Consider the following 16449-nt stretch of genomic DNA (forward strand, 5'->3'; position numbering starts at 1 on the left):
CTTCCACACCGGCCAGTTGCGCTGCTTGTTCCTGCATGCGCTTGGCTTGTTCGGGGTCGCTGCGCTCGATCCATTGCTTGGCCACCTGCATGGTGGCCTCCAGTGGAGAATGGCCTGCCTTGATGAAGTTCTCGGTCGACTTCTTGTAATTGAGTCCGGCTTTCTCGTAAGAGGCGACGGTTTCGGGCGAACCTATCTTGGCCATCCAGTTCTGCAGATTGTTGGCGGCAGTTTCCGGGCTGGCCGTCACCTGCATTTGCACCTGCAGCATGGCGGCCAATTCGTTGACGGCGTTCTGGCCGACAATCCCCTTGTTGGCCATTTGCGCCAGCAGCTCCGGAAAGGCCTTGGCCATGTCCTTGGCCTCGAAGCTGCCATCCTTGCCATGGAAAGCAATGGTTTCCATGGCCTGCTGCATGCCCTGTTCGTCCTTGACCCCGGCAGTCTTGTAAATCGAATACATCATGCTGGCCACGTCGGCGGACTGGGCGTTCTGACCAACGGTAAACTTGCTGAGCAGCGGTCCCAGCTTGAGCGCTTCGTCCACCTTCATGCCCTTTTCCACCAGCATGTTGATGCCCTGGGCCATGTCGTTGACGTTCATGCCACTTTGCTTGGCCGAGCCGACAAGCTGTTCTTTCATCTCCTGTTCTTTGACGGTACCGGCAATGCCGTCCTTGATGGCGATATCGCGAATGACAGACTGATAGCTGGCTGCGCTGGTAGTGGGCAGCACGCTGGCACCAATCATCATGGCACCGGCTTGTTTGCCCATGGCCAGGCCGCTCTGGATCTGCCCCAGGCCATGCTGCTGCCACTGCATGCCCTTTTCTTTTTGCTGCAGATGATGCAGGGCCTTGTCCAGATTGCCCACTTCCACGCCCATGGCGCGCAGCTTGCCGATGTTGAGGTCCAGCGACTGGCGCATGGTGGAGCCGACGGTGGCGGTCTGACGGATGGCGTCACCGAGACGTACGGTCTGGGAGACGGTGCTGCCAATCACCACGGCGGTACTGTTGAGGCTGTTGCGGGTGTCGTGCAGACTGCGGCGCTTGTCCTCGAATGCCCGCTTGGCCTGGCTGGCAGCGTCACGCGCCTTGTTGAAGGCCTGGCTGAGTGCGTGTTCCGTATCCATGGCTTGCCGGGCGGCGTCGCGCTGTTGGCGCTTGGCCTGCAGCAGCTGGCGGCTTTCCTTGCTGGCCAGCCGGGCAGCATCGGCTTGCTGCTTGAGTGTACGTATTTCTTCTGCCGAGGCCTGGCCGCCTGCCTTGGCTTGTTGCCAGGCCTGACGGCGCTGGGTGGACAATTCTGCCGTCTGGCGGGCGGCCTGACGCAGCACCTGGTATTCCTGTTCCAGTGCGGGCAGCAGGCCGGACTGACCGGCGGACTTGGCCTGTGCCAGTTGACCTGCCATATTCGCCACCTCGCGGGTGGCGTTTTTCCAGTCGGTTTCCAGTTTGCCCACTTCGCCGCGCAGCTGGCGCACGCTTTCCAGCCCCAACCGTCGCCCGGCCTTGTCTGCCTCGGCCATTTCACGCTGCAGGCGCTGGGTTTCGCCAATCAGATTGCGGATGCCGCTGCTATCGGCCAGGCTTTTTTGCAGGACGGCAAGGGACTGACTGGTCTTTCCGACAGCCTGGCCTAGGGTCGCGGACACTGCACCGCCGATTACAATACCAACTGCAATTTCCTTTGCCATGTGAGGACTCCCGATCGTGAAACTGTTTGCTGAGGTGGTGGGCTGGCTGGCAGCGCTTGGCATCCTGCTGGCGGGCGGGATGTGGAAGGTGCATGCCAGCGGCTGGAGCTGGGCCAACCTGCTGGTCGGCGGGATGGCTGCGGTGCTACTGGTGCTGGTGGGGATTGCCTGCCTGGGAGTGCTGGTGGACGTACTGCGCCGCCTGGGTTGATCAGGCTCCGTCCTGTTGCAGCCACAGCGTCAGTTCGGAAACCGGCAGCGCATGGATGGCAGCCGGGGGCCAGTGATAGCGTTCAGCCAGGTAACGGGCGATCTGCCACCACAGCGGGCTGCTGGCTGTCGGCAGGTTCTGCGCCTGCAGACAGCCGAAGATAGGCTTTCTGCAGCTGCTTGTAGTCCCGCAGGGTAAGCTGGTGCAGGTCTTGCGGGCTGGCCCCGACCAGGTTGGCCAGCATGTGCAGTTCGAACTGTTCGTCATCGCCGCTTGCCATTTTGCGGGCGGCCAGGTGGTCGCCCACCGTTGGTTCGCGCAAGGTGACCTGATTGACGGTAATGCCGTTGAGACTGATGGGTTTGGCCAGGGTGATGGTGTCCTGCATGGTGTGCTCCTGTGCTGGCCGTCCGGAAACGGCCAGGCGCTAACGGTTGATCAGATGCCCAGCGCGTCACGCTCGGCAGCCAGTTCGTCCCGGCCGTTGATGATGCGGATGCAGTTGACCGGGTCCAGTTCGAACACCACGGCTCCGTCCACTTCCAGCTTGTAGTAGTCCGGGGTCAGGGTGTACTTGGTTTCGTTTTTCTTGCCTGCTTCCCAGTTGCCCATGTCCACTTCGGTGAGCAGGCCACGGAAGGTGGCAATGGCCTTGGCCACCTTGCCCTTGCGGTCGGTGAATGCACCACGGAAGTTGCCATTGAAGGCGCTGCCGTCGGCAATACCGAAGTAGCCCAGCGACTGCCGGTCGATGCCGGTGAGGGTGAACCCGGCTTCCATTTTTTCCATGCCCACGGCCATGTCGATTTCGGCGTCCATGCCGCCACCGCGGTGGGCTTCGGTCTTGCGCTTGAGTTTGGGCAGTTGCAGCTGGGAGGCCATGCCTGCATAGCTGCTGCCGCCGACAAACAGGTTCATGTTGGTGAGGGTTTGCGGAACCATGATTTTTCCTTTGCGGCTCAGGCGGCCAGCACTTCGCTGATCCACTGGTTGGTGACTTCCACCAGGAAGTTGGGGTTTTCAGCCGGGGGCACGTCGGTAAAGCGCACGCGCCAGTACACCTTGCCCTCTTCCAGCTGGGTGGCGGTATTGAGTAGCGGGTCGGGAAATACTTCGAAGTTGATGACGGCCCCGGCGGACTTGAGGTCGCGCATGAAGCCGTCCAGCCCGTCCGACACGTCCTTGACATAGGTTTTGGTGATGCCACGGTCCACCGCCCACTGGTGACCGGCCAGAATGGCGTCCATCACCATGTCGCAGGTGCGTACCCGGGTGACGAAAGACCATTTCGGGTCGGCCGACAGGGTGCGGTTGCCCCACAGGCGGAAACCGCCTTCGCGGATGATGGTGGCGATGCAGGCGCGGTTTAGCAGGTTGGCGCGGCAGGTGGGGTCGCCATACAGGTATTCCACCGCACGGCCGGTACCCAGCACCTCGGCAAATTCGCTATTGGACGGGCTGCACCAGAAGCCGCCGTTATCACTCCCCTGCTGGCCGTCCTTGGCGGCAAACAGTCCGGCAGTCGCGGCGGAAGCTGGCAACAGGTTTTCCTTGTTCTGCTGGCTGTCCCACACCTTGATGCCACCGGCGTCCACCATGTACAGCCGTTTGCTACCGAAGTTGGCGGCGTATTTGATGGCAGCATCGTCGGTGCTGTCCGGGCCGTCGATGATGGCAATGGCGCGCAGCTTGCCCGCCAGACTGTCCATGGCCGCGGCCACCGGCTGTCTGGCCGAGTGTCCCGGTGCCACCAACAGGCGGGGGTGCAGGCCGAATTCCGACTTGCCGTTGAGCAAGGCTTGCAAGCCGGTGCGGGCGGCGGTGGCGGTTTCACCGCCAATGACCGCACTGATCTGTTCCGCCTCGCTGCCCTTGCCATCCACGCCGACAGCGACAATGGCGGCCGTGGTTTTGGCATAGATGGTTTTGAGCTGGCGGAACAAGGGGCTGTGCTCGCCAAAGGCAGCTGCGCCTTCACGTAGCGAGGTGATCTTGACCGGCTGGTTGGCGGTGGCCAAACCGGGGCCGGGAGTGAAAGTGTCGACCAGGCCGATGATGGACGAAGACGGCAAGGCGATGGTACGCGGGCCGCTGTCCACCAGGGTGACGGTGACGCCGTGGTACAGGTCGGGTTTGGGCATGGTGTTTTCCTTCGGGCACAAAAAAACCCGCCATGGCGGGTGTGGGATGGGGTTGGCTCAGAGGCCTGACAGCATCAGCGCGGGCCATTCAATCTGTGGCCAGTCTGGCGCATTGCTCAAATCCCGCAGCTGCTGGCGGTAGGTCTTCACCGCGTCCAGGTCGGCCGCGCTGATCGGGTAGTCCGGCATCAGCAGGTAGTCGGTGGCCAGCAGGCGGCGGTCACGTTCGGCGCGAGTCAGTCTTTCCTGTTCATCTGGTGGTAACGGCGCTGGCCAGGCGATGGCATTGGCCGGGTCGAAGTCGGAAATGAAGCTGTCCAGCTCGGCACATTGCTGGGCAGTCAGCTGCCAGGTGTAGTCGGCATCATCCAGCTCCAGCACCGACTTGTCGGCCGGGACAGCAGGCAGGTAGCGGATGCGCAGCGGCACGCCCTGTTGGGTGCCGTCCTCGCTGGCCGAGCGTGGGGTGAGTACCGGCTGTTGTTTGGTGTGGAAGGTGTCGCCGTCGCGTTGCAGGCGGGTGATGTGGCCGTCAAAGATCAGGCTGTTCATGGTGCGTTTCCTCGAATGTCGCCGCGGTTGATCCAGCCAAAGGCGGCGTGATTGCAGATGACGGCGGCCCCGGCTGCGCTGCCGGTGACTACATCGCGTCGTCCTCCGGCATGTTTGTAAACACCATCGCCGCCTTTTTCGCCCCAGCTCCCGCCCGGCACATTGCCACCGGGGCCTGCACCACTGCGGCCGGGGATGTCGAAGCTGGCGGCTGATCCCCACCATCGGTAATCCGTACCGTTATTGACGGGCCCACCGGGGCCAAACGGTGCGCCACCACCACCGGTGGAGTTGTAGTTGCCACTGCCGCCGTCGTACCAGCCAGTGGCCGCAGAACCGCCACCACCGCCGCCAATCACGCCGTAGTTGGCAATCAACAGTGGCACGCCCTGACTGGCGATGGCGGTGCCACCGGCTTGTCCGGGTTCATGCCAGCCGGGTCCACAATTGCCACCCTGGCCACCCCGACCCAGAATGAAGCCGTGGTTTTCGATGATGAGCTGGCAGCTGGCAAACACACCGTTCCACCAACTGCCATCCAGGCGGAAACATTCGCCGACATTGGCGGCTACCAGCTGAATGCCGGATTCAATGACAAAGCGGATACTGGCCCCGGCTGGCGGTGCGCCGCCATAGGCATTCTGAATACGGTTAAGCACGGACTGCGCTGTGACGCCATGGTCGTGGGCGCTGATGCGGATGACGGTTTCTTTCTGGAACACCAGGCGGCCGTCCAGATAGCTGCGGCTGACTTCGCGGCCGTCCAGCCACCAGCGCTTGATTTCCCGGCCGTCGAGATAGGTTTTGGGCATGGCGTGACCTCAGTACTGGAAGGTCATGCGCTGGGCCAGGCGGCTGTCCCACTGGCTGGCAAACTCGCCCCGGGGCAACAGGGTAAGCAGCGCCTGCGCCAGTTCATGGCTGCTGGCGGCATCGGTAATGCCATAGCCTGCCAGGGTGGTGGCTTTCGCCGCCTTGCCTGCCAGGGCCTTGGTGATGGTGGTGGCGAAGTTGGCATCATTGCCCAGCGCGTCGGCCAGTTCTTTCAGCGTATCCAGCGCGCCGGGTGCGCCGTTGAGCACATTGGCGATGGCCTGCTTGACGTAGTCGATGCTGGCAGTGTGCTCCAGCGTGCTGTTGGCCTGTTCCAGTTGCTGCCTGAGAAAGGCCGTACGGTTGGCCAGGGCCTGGATGGGGATGTTGTCCGGGCAGTCCGGGCCACCGGTGAGTACGGCGTCGGCCTCGAAGTGTGGTACCGCTTGCCATTGAGGGTGATCGATCAGGTTTCCCATTATGTTTCCTTATATCCGGCCGCGGGTGTAATGCCCGTTGCGCCTGCCGTAGCCATTGCGCACCAGGGCTGCACGGGTGAAATCCAGGCTGTGCAGCTGGCAGCGCACCGGGGCGATATCGGCCAGCAGCCGCCGGGCAATGCCCGCCTGTTCGATGGTGAGCAGGCTGCCGCACAGTACGCGGTAGCTGGCCCAGTAGCTGCTGCGCTCACCACGCAGGTAATAGTCACTGCGCCGCCGCGTGCCATCGCGCCGCAGCCCGCCCCGCCCCTCCTCGATCTGCACTTCTCCCAGACCAAGGATGCGGAACACATCGCGCACGGCCGCCACGGTGCCCTTGTGTTTGTGCACGGTCAGCGATGCCTGAATCAGCGCCCGCTGTTTTTCCACGGTGGCCGCAGCATCGAATTGCTCGACCGAGCGCTCCCAGGCCAGCCAGGGCAGCAAGGCCGGAGGACAGTGCTGGCTGTTGCCAAGACTGCGCAGGACATCGGCCGGGCATTGCAAGGTGGCAGCATCGGCCAGCGCAGCTTCCAGCACGGTGTGATTGGGCGGCAGCAAACGTCTCATTGCAGCTTGACCTCCTGACAGTGGGGAAACTGGCCTGGCCCGCACAGCACATCCTGTGCCGGTTGCAGCAGCGTGACCCGCTCCACCCCGGGCACATGCAGCGCGGCGTCGATGGCGGAGCGCGGCACACTGGCGCGGATTTGCCGCCGACTGGCCAGCATGCTGGCCACGCGCTGCCGGGCGGCTGGCAGCCCGCCGCTGATCTGCTCGCCCCCCTCCTGCCAGCTGATACGGGCGTCGATGGTGAAGGGCAAAGGCCTGGCCTGCAGCACCTGTACCTGGTCACACAGTGGCCGCACGGTTTCCGCACTCAGCGCCTGGCGGACTTGCTCGACGACCAACGGATCGACCGCACCGTCCGGCGACTGCCCCAGCAGCCAGACGCGGACTTCTCCACCCTGCACGCTGTCGATATCGGCATGCAGGATGCTGGCGCTGGCACTGAGTGTGTGGAACAGATAAGCCTGACGGCTACCGGCCACCGACAGGCCTTCCAGTGCCAGCTGGCAGCGGTAGCGCAAGCGTTCGTCGTCTTCCCATACCGGTTCGCGCGGCGGAATGGCGTCCGGGTCGCCGGGGTCCAGCAGCAGGCGGCTGACGTTGTAGTCGGCGGCCTTGTTGTCCAGATCTTCTTTCTCGGCATAGGCCAGGAAGCAGGACCGGGCGGCATCGTTGATGCGGGCGCGGCACACCAGTTCGTCGTAGGCGGCCAGTTCCAGCAGCTTGATGGCCGGGTCGGATTCCAGCACCGCGCTGAAGTCGGGATACAGCAGGCGGAAGCGCGCCAGCTTGGCGGCATAAATAGCCTCGAAATCCAGTGGCTCCAATACTGCGGGCAAGGGCAAGGTGGTGAGGTCAATCATGCTTCAATCTCCAGCACGCGGGCCTCGCCCAGGTATTTGCATTCAACGATGAAGCCGTAGCGGCCATCCAGCAGCGACACCAACCGCACCCGCTTGAGGGCAATGCGTGGCTCCCAGCGCGCCAGTACCCGCGCGGCTTCGGCTTGTACGGCAGCCACCCAGCCTGCATGGCCGGGCATGTCCACCATGCGTGGCAGCTGGCTGCCGTACTCCGGCCGCATGCGGCGGCCCAGCGGTACCGTGCTGAGAATGTCGGCCACCGACTGGCGTACATGGGCCAGGCCGGACAGCGGCTTGCCGGTGTGACGATTCATGCCGGTGAGCGCCATGATTTACTCCTGCGGGGTGAAGTCCGGGTGTTGTTGCAGATACTGGATGCAGGCCGGGTCGTCGGTGGTGAGCTGGCCGTCCTGCACCTGCAATACCACGCCTTGCGGGGTGATGAGGGTGCGGCTTTTCCACTGACTGTCGTGAAAGGTGAGCGGCCCGCTGGCCGGGCTGTCACTGGTTTTGCTTTTGCTCATGGGTGGCTCCGGACGTAAAAAAACCCGCTCGGGGCGGGTTGTTTGGCAAGAGGCGGCACGAGGCCGCAGGGTTTAATGCATAAGGGTTTGGTGTTGCACGTCGAAACGGGCAGCCAGCATGGAGAGGCGCTTGTCCAGGGTCCACAAACGAGTCCCCGGGCTGATCAATGTCGAGGCCAGCAAGACCAGATCGACCAGTCCGCAGCCCAAACCATAGAGCTTTTCCGTTTCGATGAATGTCATGACCTCACGCAGGCTGGCTTGCTGGGTTTGGCGCAACAGGTTCAAGGCATGCAGGGTTTGTGTCCGCGGTGCCGGGGGCGTTCCACAGGCCAGTTCAGCCACCACCATGGGGTGAGTGAGCACCTGATCCTGATTCAACAGGCGCAGCAACTCTTCATTACGCACCCGGAAGTGCGCTACCCATACCGAGGTATCGACCAATACGCCGTTCATTCCGCAACGTTCTCACGCTGGCGTGGAATATCAGCCATGTCCGGCAGGCTGCCACCCAAGGCGGCCAAGCGTTTGGCCGCCTGAACCCTGACAAAGGTTTTCATGGCTTCCCGAAACAGGTCTGCCTTGTCCATGGCTGGGTCTGCCACTTCCAGAGCTTGCTGGTACAGGTCGTCGTCGATGGTGACTGTGGTTCTCATCTTGCCTCCCGCATCAAAAAAGATACCAATTCACATCAATCATAGCATCATGAATGCAACAGGCAATGGCCGGTCCTGTGAACAGGATATTTACAGCCGATAACATGGACCTGTTATCCGGGAACCTGATAGCCCATCTTCCCTGACTTAGCTGACAGCATCCCCCGTTCTGGCTCCGTCGCCCTGTTCCATATGGCCGTGGCCTTGCAGGCTGATTTTCCCGGCACTGACATCAGCCTCGGAGTGGATCTCCCCTTTGGCGGCAATGGCACCGCCGAAGCTGGCCTTGGCTCCGCCCTTGGCCAGATGGTTGATGGCTGCACCGACGGTGAGGTTTTGCGTGACCACCACATCGTCTGCATCCAGGGTTATGCGCGTGCTGCGGACTGTTACCTGCTGGGCGGCCTGCACCTGCACGCTGCTGACACCATCCACCAGCAGGCTGCCGCTGGCGTGGTTGTATTCCAGCACAGCACCGTCCGGCATGTGCCAGCCGATGACATCGGCCCGGCCGTCGCCGTCGAACTGGTCGGTGTAAAAGCCGACCAGGGCAAAGCCCTGGGCCGGGTCGCCACTGGGATTGATCAGCACGGCCTGCTCGCCAATGCTGGGCGCGCGCCAGTGGCGGGCCTGCCCGGCTGCGACGGCAAGCCAGGGCTGCCAGTCGGATTCCCATTCACCGGACTGCACCCGTACCCGCGGTGGTTTGAGCTGCACGGCGCTGACGCTGCCGGGGATGATGAGGCTGGCCAGCTGGCGGTCCAGTTCGGACAGTTCAAAGTGCATTGCCCGCCCCTGGTGGTGTGAACATCCAGTCTTGTTCGGCCTGGCTCAGGGTGAGGTCGGCTTCCACGCCTGCGTCCAGCTGGTGCACCCATTCGATCAGCCACACCAGATAGCCATCCAGCTGTGGCTTGAAGTCGTCCGGGCCAATCTGGCGGATGCGCGCCGGAGTGACGGGCAGGCCAAAGTTGGTGGCGCGGTGGATTTCCAGTGCCACGCGCGCGGCCATGTGCGGCATGTCGGCTTCAGCCTCCGGCTGGGTCGGGTCCAGCACCAGCCGGGCTTGCAGCACCGGGCACAGGGCCAGCTGGTGGATGCCAGCATCGTCGCCCGGTTCAAATTCGGCAATTTCCAGCGCCAGCAGCGGCAGGTGCGGGATGTCTTCTTCCAGCCGGGGATAGAAGGCCACCACCACACCGGGCAGGGCCTGGCGCAGCTGCTGGCAGATGGCGTCTTGCAGGGTCTTGATCATGGTTCATGCTCCGGCCTTGCGCAGTTCCCAGCGCAGTTCCTGCTCGAGGATGGTGAGCAGGCGTTGTTCGGCTTGCGCGGCGACCTGGCGGAAAACCCTTTCGGCCACTGCGTCCCACGGCACCATCACTTCTTCGTAGGCTTCGCGCCGCTGTTTGACCCAGCGCTCCTTGCTGTCGGTGACGATGAGCCGTTTGACGCTGCGATAGTTGCCGGTGCGGCGATAGACGCCCAGCGGGTCGCGATAGCGCATGGTCCAGGCTCCGGGAAAGCGATGACGGCCCACCGTCACCCCTTTGGCGGTTTGCCGGGCCCGGCCCAGACGGCGCGCGGCCAGCGGGTTGAGCCCCAGCCATACCTTGCCTTCGCGCTGGGAGCGCAGGAAGAAGTAGATGCGCTGCTTGATCACCCGTTGCGGCACCTTGCTGGCCCCGGCCAGCTGGCGGGCGACGTGGGTTTTGATCCAGTTGCCGGTTTTGCGCAGGGTGCGCCGCCAGGCTTCGCTGATGGCATGGGCGGACAGGATGCCTGCCAGATCGTGCAGGCGGCTGACGTCGAGTTCGGCTTTGAGCCTGAGCATGCTGTGCTCCTGAATTCATGGCAAACGGGCGGCCAGCGCGGCCTGGCCATCCGGGCAGTCGGGGTCGCCCTTGCCGCGCAGGATGAGGGCGGTAAGCCCGGAGCCGTCCGGCTGCAGGCGCAGGATGATGTATTCGCCCTGCCCGTCCACCCGCAGGATGTCGCCCTCGCCCACCCGGCTGGCCTCGGCATCGCGCACGATGTAGTGCGGTTCGCGGATGGCGGTTTTCAGCTGACCCAGTGCCGGGGCCAGCCACGGGGCGGAAAACATGCCGGGCAACAGCTGGCTGCCCAGCCAGGCGCGGTCGCTGAGGGTGGCGAACACGGCGGCGTCCAGCCGGGCAGTGAGTTGGCGGAACATCAGCTGGTGAGCTTGATGACGGCACCGGGACGGGTGCACAGGTTGAGCGGGTTGGACTGGGATTCGATTTCCACGCCCTTGCCGTGCTGCATGCGCTCCTGACTGGTGTAGTACGGCAGGCCGTTGGTGTTGACGGTTTCCATGTGGTCGGCCGGGGCAAAGCGGGTGATGAACAGTTCCGGCACGCCTTCCGGTACCGCATAGGCTTCGTCGTCGCCGACAAAGGCGGCAGAGCCGACCTTGCCGCGATAGCGCTCCCACACGATGCCGCCGAATTCGACAGCCTCGCGCGGGTCGCCACGCAGGGCGGCGGCGAGAGCGGCATCGCGGTACAGATCGGAAAACGCCTTGTTGCCCATCAGTTTTGCCCAGAAGGTACGGCCGCAGAAGGTGCGTACACCGCTGTGCGGAATGGCACCCAGCGCGTCTTCGATGGCTTCGTGGATGTCCAGGCATTTGAGCCGCAGGCCGTCCTTGGCCAGGTCCATGGCAATGGTTTGCTGCTTGATACCGAAGGACTGGTACATGTCGGCCAGCACGGTGGCGCCGTCGGCATCGAGGATCTGGCCCTTGATGGCACCGATGCGGTGGAATTCGATGGTGAGGTCCAGTTGGCGGCGGTGTTTGCCCTGACGCTTGCTGACCATGGTTTGCACCGATTCCAGTTCGGTTTCGCTGCCGAACTGGCGCAGGCTTTGCACTTCGTCGGCCTTGATGGTGGAGCGTTGCGGCAGGTGGATGGTATTGAACGGCAGCATTTTGCGTGGGCTGCCGATTACCACCTGACCGGGTGCGCCGCGTTCTCCGGCCGCTACCAGGGCGAGGGTGTCGCCGTCTTTTTCGATCTGCACGGTGAGGGTCTGGATGCCTTCTTCGTGGAACAGGCCCAGATTGGCCAGCCGCGACGGGGTGTGCGGCAGGTCGTTGATGGCAAGGGTGAGCGACGACATGGAAAAAGCGTCGTCGTTGAAGATGTCGATACTGGCCATGGCAGGCTCCAACAAGAAGCCCCGCACTGGGCGGGGCCGGGGTGGTTAAACAGTGTTGCGCCTCAGCGCACGATGATGAACTGGCCCGCAAGGCTGGCGCGGGCGGCATCGTCCAGGCCGAGCAGCTGCCCGCCGTGGACTTCGGCCAGCCGGGTGACGGCGGCCACGCTTTCCGGCTGCAGGCGTTCGGGCTGCGGTGCATACAGCACGGCAACGGCTTTTTTGTAGTCTGCGCTGGCCGGGTCGTATTTGTCGTACTGTTTGGTTTTGCTGTTTTGCGCCAGCAGCTGGCCGGGGAGCAGCGCTGCTCCGGCGGCCAGGGTGATGGTGTCCATGCTGATACCGGCATTGCCGACCGACAGCAAAAAGGCCGCTGTGCGCGGCCCCTGGATACGAATGTTTTGCATGCTGCTTACCTTTCTGCGGTTTGCCCTGCCGGGCGCTGTTGTCGTCGGGCGTAGATGTTGCGGGCGCTGGGGCCAGTGGCTTGCGGTGTGGCCGATGGTTCGGGCGGGACGTTGTCCAGCTCCTGCCCGGCCTGCTGGACCAGGCGGTCGAACAGGCGGCTGCGCACCGCCTGGGTATCCAGCCCGCTGGCCATCAGGCTGTCTTGCAGTTCCGGCAGCTTGGCCAGTTGGCACAGGTCACGGATTTCCAGCAGTTGCTGCACCCTGCCCTGGATGGCGGCTTCGTCCTGCAGGGCGCTGTGACGGAGCACATGGTCCACCGCGCTGGCCGACAGCCCGGCCTCGGCACACAGTCGTGCGGCCAGCCGGGCCAGCACGCGCGGATCGGCGGCGGGTGGCGGGTCCGGCTGGCGGACTGGCGGAGCATCGATGGGCGGGGTGTGCAGGGCGGCCAGCCAGTGCGCGGGGGCGTTTTTCAGACGAGCCAGCCCGGCCAGCAGGCTGGCACTGGCTTGCAGCGTGACCTGTTCGCGTACTTCGTCCACCAGTCCCAGAGCCAGTGCCTCCTGCGCACTGAGCCAGGTGGTGTCGTCCATCATCTGGCTGAGGGTGGCGCTGTCCAGCGTGGGGGCCTTGGCCTGGTAGCAGGCAATCAGGCTGGCTTTGGATTTGTCCATCATGTCCGCCACCTGGCGCAGTTCTTCCGCCTCGCCACCGGCTACGGTCCAGGGGTTGTGCAGCATCAGCATGGCGTTGGCGGGCATCACGACCCGGGCCCCACCGGCAGCGATGACGCTGGCGATGCTGGCGGCCACGCTGTCGATGCGCACGGTGACGCGATTGCCCAGGCGGCGCAGGGCGTTATGGATGGCGATGCCGTCGAACACATCGCCGCCCAGGCTGTTGATGGCGACGATGATGGCGCGTTGGCCGTCGTCGGCGGCTTTGAGTTCTTGCAGGAAATCCGAAGCGCGGATGCCCCAGTTGCCGATGCCGTCGTAGAGAGTGATTTCCAGCGGCTGACCTGCCTGGTTGTGCAGACGGTACCAGCTGCCGTCAGCAGCTGGCGGGCTGGCTGCGGCGGCCATATTCCACAGGGTGGGGTGGCATTTCATGCTTGCTCCTCGATGGGGTTGTGCTGTGCGGCGGCGATGTCGCTGTCAAAGCGCAGGCCGAGCGCGGCGGCGCGGTCCTGGTCTTGCCGGGCTTCCTGGTCGATGGTTTCCGGGTCGTCGCCGCGCTTGAGGATGACGCCGGTGCGGCTGGCAAACCCGGCGCGTACTGCCAGTTGGTCGGCCTGGACGTCCTGCACCGGGTGGATGTAGGCCCAACCTTGCGGCACCCAGCGGTCGCGCCGGTAAGGGCGCGGGTTGCGCGCGTAGCCTGGCAGCACCAGAGCGCCAGACAGCACGGCCATGTCCAGCCAGGCATGACGCACCCGGCGGCAGAATTGCTGGACAAAGATGGCGTACTGGCGTTGTTCCACCCGGCGGCGGAATTCGTTGAGAATGACGCGCAGGATGCGGTCGTTCAGCTCGCGCAGGTCGCCGGACAGGACTTCAAACGGCAGCCCGGCTCCGACGGCAATGGCAGACAGTTGCTGGCGCATGAATTCGTCGTAGTTGTTGCCTGCGTCAGGCGGGTCGCTGAACTGGACGTCTTCGTCCGGCCCCAGTTCCTGCATGGTGCCGGGCTCCAGCCCGACCATGGGCTGGAAGTCCGGCTCTGCGGGTGCCATGCCGCCTTCATGCGGGTAGCTGGGGCCTTGCGGTTTCTTGCGGATGAATCCGGCAAACAGGTTGGCTACTTCCTGACGGAACAGTACGGCGTCGTCGAATTCGTCCAGGGTTTTCAGGCGCAGCAGTACGGCGGACAGATGCGGCACGCCACGCAACTGGCCGGGGCGTAGCGGTTCGTACAGATGCAGGATCTGCTCGGCCGCCAGCCGCTGCGGGCTGTTATAGCTGCCATCGCCCAGTTGCTCGCCGGGGTGGCGCGGATACATCCAGTAGGCGGCACGTTGCCCGGCACGGTTGAATTCGATGCCCTGGCGGATGAGATTGCCATTGGCGGCCTGGCCGTTTTTGTCATGCGGCAGCAGTTCCGGTTCCAGCAGTTGCAGCTGTAGCGGGACGGCCAGGCCTTGCGACAGCGGCCGGGGGCGCAAGCGCACCAGGCATTCGCCACTTTCAAACAGGGCGCGGGCAGCCAGGGCTTGCTGGCCGTAGAAGTCCAGCTGGCCATCGGCGTCGCTTTCTTCGGTCCAGTCTTGCCACAGGGTCTGGATGGCGGCGCGCAGGGTTGCATCCGGGTGCTGCGATTTGGGCACGATGCCGGTGCCGATGTGGTTGGCCACCAGTTTGTCGATGACGCCGCTGGCGTAGGGGTCGTTACGCACCGCGTGGCGGCTGCGGTTACGCAGGGTTTGCAGCCCGGCCAGGCTGCTGGTGACGGGGCCGCTATTGCCGACTTGCCAGTTGGCAGCACGGCGGCCCTGTCCGGCCCCGTCGTAGCTGTTGGACAGGCGCTGGGGCAGCAGGAAGCCGCGGCCGCTGAGGGTGGGATAGCGCATGGTCAGATTCCCTTGCCTGCGTGATACAGCCGCACCAGGCGTTGTCCGCCCTGCCCGGCCTGCTGTTTGAGGTCGGCCAGGATGGTGTCGCGCAGCTGGCTGAGCTCGGCCACGCTGCGGTATTCGACACGCCGCTCCTGAAACTGCACCACGCGTTCGCCCTTGGCCAGGGCTTCTTCGACGGCGGCCAGTTGTTGGTGGGTGAATGCCATGTCAGCGTCGCTTCAGATAACCCGATTGCGCACGGCGGCGCGGTCGGGAGGGGGGTGATGCCACAAGCCCCCCAGTAGCGGGGCTTGTGTCGGGGTTGCCTGGCGGAGGGGTGTCGAACAGCCCGGCCTGGGCGTAGCGCTGGACCAGCCGCTCCCAGTCGGCCTGCTGGTATTTGTGCAGGCCCATGTAGTGGGCCATGGCCAGGTTGTAGACGCTGAGGTCGAGCATTTCATTACGGGCGGATTTGGGCTTGGTCCACTGTTCCACCTTGCGCCCTTTGACGTAGCGCAGCAGCTTGCGCTCAGAGGTAAGTTGTTCGTAGAAGTCATCGTCCAGATCCTTGCTGAAGTGCTGGGCACCCGGCCCGTCAATGAACTTGAAGCGGTTGTAAATCCAGTCCTTAGCGGTGTCGGTGCCGATGATCCATAGCTCGCAACCGCCCTTTTCTGTCACGCCCTGCCAGGTGACATCGACTTTGGAGGCGACACTGGCAATTACCGGGCGGCCCGGTTTGTTGGCCCCTTTGACGGCGAAGATGTTGCGCCAGCGCCGGACGCGGCAGAACTGGTAGACCTCTTGGGCATGGCTGCCACCGGAGTCCACGCCGACGGCGGCAATGCGCATGCGCTGGCCGTGCGGGTGGATGAATTCGCTCTTGAGCGCTTCGTCAAGCGCGGCCCAGGTGTTGTCGTGGGCGGGGTCGCCCATGATGACTTGCCGGTCGATCACCCAGTTTTCCAGGCCGATGCCCCAGCCTTTGATCAGCAGTTCCAGCCGGTTGGCCTGGGTATCGACCGCGGCAGTAAGCATCAGCACGCCCAGCGGGATGCTGCGCAGGGCGTAGTTTTCGGCCCGGCTGGACAGTTCGCTGGCCTTGGTGCGTTCCTGGGCGTTGTCCCACACCTTGGCCAGACGGGTGTTGTAGAACACTTGCATGGGTTCGGTGTCGCCTGCGGCCAGGGCTTTGCTGGCCTTGTCGTACTCTTTGAGCAGCCCGGCCCAGGACAGCCAGCCGAGCGGCATGTACAGCGCACTGATGTGGAAGGAGACGGTTTCGCCATCGCCTTGGCCGGTCGCACGCCATTCGCCCTGCTCCAGCATGCTGGCCTTGCTGCTTTCCGCCAGGTGTACGCCACAGTGCGGGCAGATGTAGCTGGCCTCGCGGGTGGTTTCGCACCAGCGCAGTTGTTCGAATTGCAGTACCTGGTACTCGCCGCAGTCCGGACAGGGGACGTGGTAGTGCTGCTGATCGCCCTCCTGGTACAGGCTGTGGATGCGGCTGCCGCCTTCGATGGTGGGCGAGCTGGAGTAGTAAATCTTGGCATTGCGGCCAAAGGTAGTAGTACGGGCTTCGGCCAGTACTACCGGGTCGCCCTCGCCACCGACGTTGCCCTCCCAGCGGTCCAGTTCGTCGCCGTAGAGGTAGCGGATGGAGACTTCGGCCAAGTTGGCAGCACTACCGGCAGTGGTGATGAACAGCGAGCCACCGGGGTATTGCTTGGTATCCATGGTGTTGCGGCTGTCGCGCGAGCGCGGCTCGGCAACGCGGGCGCGCAGTTCCGGCAC

The 16449-nt window shown here is 64.0% G+C and carries 24 protein-coding genes; 1 reads left to right on the top strand and 23 read right to left on the bottom strand.

All coding sequences use genetic code 11. From position 1 onward, the window contains the following. The coding region (locus tag JHD62_RS23090) for a phage tail tape measure protein (protein ID WP_199104143.1) at window positions 1-1657 on the bottom strand (1657 nt) is incomplete at its 3' end. Between the two features lie 58 nt (window positions 1658-1715). On the opposite strand from JHD62_RS23090, the gene JHD62_RS18560 reads away from it, so the two are divergent. Beyond that, a complete protein-coding gene (locus JHD62_RS18560) occupies window positions 1716-1910 on the top strand; it encodes a hypothetical protein (protein ID WP_199104144.1) in 195 nt (64 codons plus the stop codon). A gap of 82 nt (window positions 1911-1992) precedes the next feature. Here the strand turns inward: JHD62_RS18560 and JHD62_RS18565 are convergent, their stop codons facing one another. From JHD62_RS18565 to JHD62_RS18670, 22 genes are all read right to left on the bottom strand, one after another. Further along, window positions 1993-2298: a phage tail assembly protein gene (locus JHD62_RS18565; RefSeq protein WP_199104145.1), complete on the bottom strand. Its 306-nt coding sequence runs from the start codon at window positions 2296-2298 to the stop codon at window positions 1993-1995. A gap of 50 nt (window positions 2299-2348) precedes the next feature. Then, on the bottom strand, window positions 2349-2852 hold the full coding sequence (locus tag JHD62_RS18570; RefSeq protein WP_199104146.1) for a phage major tail tube protein: 504 nt from the start codon (window positions 2850-2852) through the stop codon (window positions 2349-2351). Between the two features lie 17 nt (window positions 2853-2869). Further along, entirely contained in the window at window positions 2870-4051 is a 1182-nt protein-coding gene (locus JHD62_RS18575) for a phage tail sheath family protein (RefSeq protein WP_199104147.1), read from the bottom strand. A gap of 57 nt (window positions 4052-4108) precedes the next feature. Then, on the bottom strand, window positions 4109-4603 hold the full coding sequence (locus JHD62_RS18580; protein ID WP_199104148.1) for a phage tail assembly chaperone: 495 nt from the start codon (window positions 4601-4603) through the stop codon (window positions 4109-4111). Beyond that, window positions 4600-5415 (bottom strand): hypothetical protein, encoded by an 816-nt coding sequence (locus JHD62_RS18585; RefSeq protein WP_199104149.1) that lies wholly within the window; start codon window positions 5413-5415, stop codon window positions 4600-4602. The genes JHD62_RS18580 and JHD62_RS18585 overlap by 4 nt, the downstream gene beginning before the upstream one ends. Before the next feature lie 9 nt (window positions 5416-5424). Further along, window positions 5425-5895 carry a hypothetical protein gene (locus tag JHD62_RS18590; RefSeq protein WP_199104150.1) on the bottom strand — a complete coding sequence of 157 codons (471 nt, stop codon included), beginning with the start codon at window positions 5893-5895 and terminating at the stop codon, window positions 5425-5427. A 9-nt stretch (window positions 5896-5904) separates the two neighbouring features. Next, a complete protein-coding gene (locus JHD62_RS18595; RefSeq protein ID WP_199104151.1) occupies window positions 5905-6465 on the bottom strand; it encodes a phage tail protein I in 561 nt (186 codons plus the stop codon). Beyond that, window positions 6462-7328 (bottom strand): baseplate J/gp47 family protein, encoded by an 867-nt coding sequence (locus tag JHD62_RS18600; RefSeq protein ID WP_199104152.1) that lies wholly within the window; start codon window positions 7326-7328, stop codon window positions 6462-6464. Before JHD62_RS18600 ends, JHD62_RS18595 begins: the two co-directional genes overlap by 4 nt. Next, entirely contained in the window at window positions 7325-7657 is a 333-nt protein-coding gene (locus JHD62_RS18605; protein WP_199104153.1) for a GPW/gp25 family protein, read from the bottom strand. Before JHD62_RS18605 ends, JHD62_RS18600 begins: the two co-directional genes overlap by 4 nt. 3 nt (window positions 7658-7660) lie before the next feature. Then, window positions 7661-7852, bottom strand: coding sequence for a hypothetical protein (locus tag JHD62_RS18610; RefSeq protein WP_199104154.1), 192 nt, complete (start codon window positions 7850-7852; stop codon window positions 7661-7663). Between the two features lie 72 nt (window positions 7853-7924). Beyond that, window positions 7925-8308 carry a type II toxin-antitoxin system VapC family toxin gene (locus tag JHD62_RS18615; protein ID WP_199104155.1) on the bottom strand — a complete coding sequence of 128 codons (384 nt, stop codon included), beginning with the start codon at window positions 8306-8308 and terminating at the stop codon, window positions 7925-7927. After that, a complete protein-coding gene (locus JHD62_RS18620) occupies window positions 8305-8508 on the bottom strand; it encodes a type II toxin-antitoxin system VapB family antitoxin (RefSeq protein WP_199104156.1) in 204 nt (67 codons plus the stop codon). The genes JHD62_RS18615 and JHD62_RS18620 overlap by 4 nt, the downstream gene beginning before the upstream one ends. A gap of 147 nt (window positions 8509-8655) precedes the next feature. Further along, on the bottom strand, window positions 8656-9294 hold the full coding sequence (locus JHD62_RS18625; protein WP_199104157.1) for a phage baseplate assembly protein V: 639 nt from the start codon (window positions 9292-9294) through the stop codon (window positions 8656-8658). Then, window positions 9284-9763 (bottom strand): hypothetical protein, encoded by a 480-nt coding sequence (locus JHD62_RS18630; RefSeq protein ID WP_199104158.1) that lies wholly within the window; start codon window positions 9761-9763, stop codon window positions 9284-9286. Before JHD62_RS18630 ends, JHD62_RS18625 begins: the two co-directional genes overlap by 11 nt. 3 nt (window positions 9764-9766) lie before the next feature. Then, window positions 9767-10342, bottom strand: a complete 576-nt coding sequence (locus tag JHD62_RS18635) for a hypothetical protein (RefSeq protein WP_199104159.1) — start codon at window positions 10340-10342, stop codon at window positions 9767-9769. 15 nt (window positions 10343-10357) lie between these two features. Further along, window positions 10358-10702 carry a hypothetical protein gene (locus tag JHD62_RS18640; protein ID WP_199104160.1) on the bottom strand — a complete coding sequence of 115 codons (345 nt, stop codon included), beginning with the start codon at window positions 10700-10702 and terminating at the stop codon, window positions 10358-10360. Continuing rightward, on the bottom strand, window positions 10702-11691 hold the full coding sequence (locus JHD62_RS18645) for a major capsid protein (RefSeq protein ID WP_199104161.1): 990 nt from the start codon (window positions 11689-11691) through the stop codon (window positions 10702-10704). Before JHD62_RS18645 ends, JHD62_RS18640 begins: the two co-directional genes overlap by 1 nt. A 62-nt stretch (window positions 11692-11753) precedes the next feature. Then, window positions 11754-12098 (bottom strand): head decoration protein, encoded by a 345-nt coding sequence (locus JHD62_RS18650; RefSeq protein WP_199104162.1) that lies wholly within the window; start codon window positions 12096-12098, stop codon window positions 11754-11756. 5 nt (window positions 12099-12103) lie between these two features. Continuing rightward, window positions 12104-13213: a head maturation protease, ClpP-related gene (locus JHD62_RS18655; RefSeq protein ID WP_199104163.1), complete on the bottom strand. Its 1110-nt coding sequence runs from the start codon at window positions 13211-13213 to the stop codon at window positions 12104-12106. Further along, window positions 13210-14670, bottom strand: a complete 1461-nt coding sequence (locus tag JHD62_RS18660) for a phage portal protein (RefSeq protein ID WP_199104164.1) — start codon at window positions 14668-14670, stop codon at window positions 13210-13212. The genes JHD62_RS18655 and JHD62_RS18660 overlap by 4 nt, the downstream gene beginning before the upstream one ends. A 2-nt stretch (window positions 14671-14672) precedes the next feature. Beyond that, window positions 14673-14882, bottom strand: coding sequence for a phage head-tail joining protein (locus JHD62_RS18665; protein WP_199104165.1), 210 nt, complete (start codon window positions 14880-14882; stop codon window positions 14673-14675). 1 nt (window position 14883) lies between these two features. Then, window positions 14884-16449, bottom strand: a 1566-nt coding sequence (locus tag JHD62_RS18670) for a phage terminase large subunit family protein (RefSeq protein WP_199104166.1), incomplete at its 5' end; no start/stop codon positions are given.

The sequence above is a fragment of the Aquitalea sp. ASV11 genome (genome assembly GCF_016429185.1).
Classification (GTDB): Bacteria; Pseudomonadota; Gammaproteobacteria; order Burkholderiales; family Chromobacteriaceae; genus Aquitalea; species Aquitalea pelogenes.

What these genes read in the sequence shown, in the direction of transcription:
- JHD62_RS18565 (WP_199104145.1), bottom strand. Translation starts at nt 2,298, where the DNA reads ATGCAGGACACCATCACCCTGGCCAAACCCATCAGTCTCAACGGCATT.
- JHD62_RS18570 (WP_199104146.1), bottom strand. Translation starts at nt 2,852, where the DNA reads ATGGTTCCGCAAACCCTCACCAACATGAACCTGTTTGTCGGCGGCAGC.
- JHD62_RS18575 (WP_199104147.1), bottom strand. Translation starts at nt 4,051, where the DNA reads ATGCCCAAACCCGACCTGTACCACGGCGTCACCGTCACCCTGGTGGAC.
- JHD62_RS18580 (WP_199104148.1), bottom strand. Translation starts at nt 4,603, where the DNA reads ATGAACAGCCTGATCTTTGACGGCCACATCACCCGCCTGCAACGCGAC.
- JHD62_RS18585 (WP_199104149.1), bottom strand. Translation starts at nt 5,415, where the DNA reads ATGCCCAAAACCTATCTCGACGGCCGGGAAATCAAGCGCTGGTGGCTG.
- JHD62_RS18590 (WP_199104150.1), bottom strand. Translation starts at nt 5,895, where the DNA reads ATGGGAAACCTGATCGATCACCCTCAATGGCAAGCGGTACCACACTTC.
- JHD62_RS18595 (WP_199104151.1), bottom strand. Translation starts at nt 6,465, where the DNA reads ATGAGACGTTTGCTGCCGCCCAATCACACCGTGCTGGAAGCTGCGCTG.
- JHD62_RS18600 (WP_199104152.1), bottom strand. Translation starts at nt 7,328, where the DNA reads ATGATTGACCTCACCACCTTGCCCTTGCCCGCAGTATTGGAGCCACTG.
- JHD62_RS18605 (WP_199104153.1), bottom strand. Translation starts at nt 7,657, where the DNA reads ATGGCGCTCACCGGCATGAATCGTCACACCGGCAAGCCGCTGTCCGGC.
- JHD62_RS18610 (WP_199104154.1), bottom strand. Translation starts at nt 7,852, where the DNA reads ATGAGCAAAAGCAAAACCAGTGACAGCCCGGCCAGCGGGCCGCTCACC.
- JHD62_RS18615 (WP_199104155.1), bottom strand. Translation starts at nt 8,308, where the DNA reads ATGAACGGCGTATTGGTCGATACCTCGGTATGGGTAGCGCACTTCCGG.
- JHD62_RS18620 (WP_199104156.1), bottom strand. Translation starts at nt 8,508, where the DNA reads ATGAGAACCACAGTCACCATCGACGACGACCTGTACCAGCAAGCTCTG.
- JHD62_RS18625 (WP_199104157.1), bottom strand. Translation starts at nt 9,294, where the DNA reads ATGCACTTTGAACTGTCCGAACTGGACCGCCAGCTGGCCAGCCTCATC.
- JHD62_RS18630 (WP_199104158.1), bottom strand. Translation starts at nt 9,763, where the DNA reads ATGATCAAGACCCTGCAAGACGCCATCTGCCAGCAGCTGCGCCAGGCC.
- JHD62_RS18635 (WP_199104159.1), bottom strand. Translation starts at nt 10,342, where the DNA reads ATGCTCAGGCTCAAAGCCGAACTCGACGTCAGCCGCCTGCACGATCTG.
- JHD62_RS18640 (WP_199104160.1), bottom strand. Translation starts at nt 10,702, where the DNA reads ATGTTCCGCCAACTCACTGCCCGGCTGGACGCCGCCGTGTTCGCCACC.
- JHD62_RS18645 (WP_199104161.1), bottom strand. Translation starts at nt 11,691, where the DNA reads ATGGCCAGTATCGACATCTTCAACGACGACGCTTTTTCCATGTCGTCG.
- JHD62_RS18650 (WP_199104162.1), bottom strand. Translation starts at nt 12,098, where the DNA reads ATGCAAAACATTCGTATCCAGGGGCCGCGCACAGCGGCCTTTTTGCTG.
- JHD62_RS18655 (WP_199104163.1), bottom strand. Translation starts at nt 13,213, where the DNA reads ATGAAATGCCACCCCACCCTGTGGAATATGGCCGCCGCAGCCAGCCCG.
- JHD62_RS18660 (WP_199104164.1), bottom strand. Translation starts at nt 14,670, where the DNA reads ATGCGCTATCCCACCCTCAGCGGCCGCGGCTTCCTGCTGCCCCAGCGC.
- JHD62_RS18665 (WP_199104165.1), bottom strand. Translation starts at nt 14,882, where the DNA reads ATGGCATTCACCCACCAACAACTGGCCGCCGTCGAAGAAGCCCTGGCC.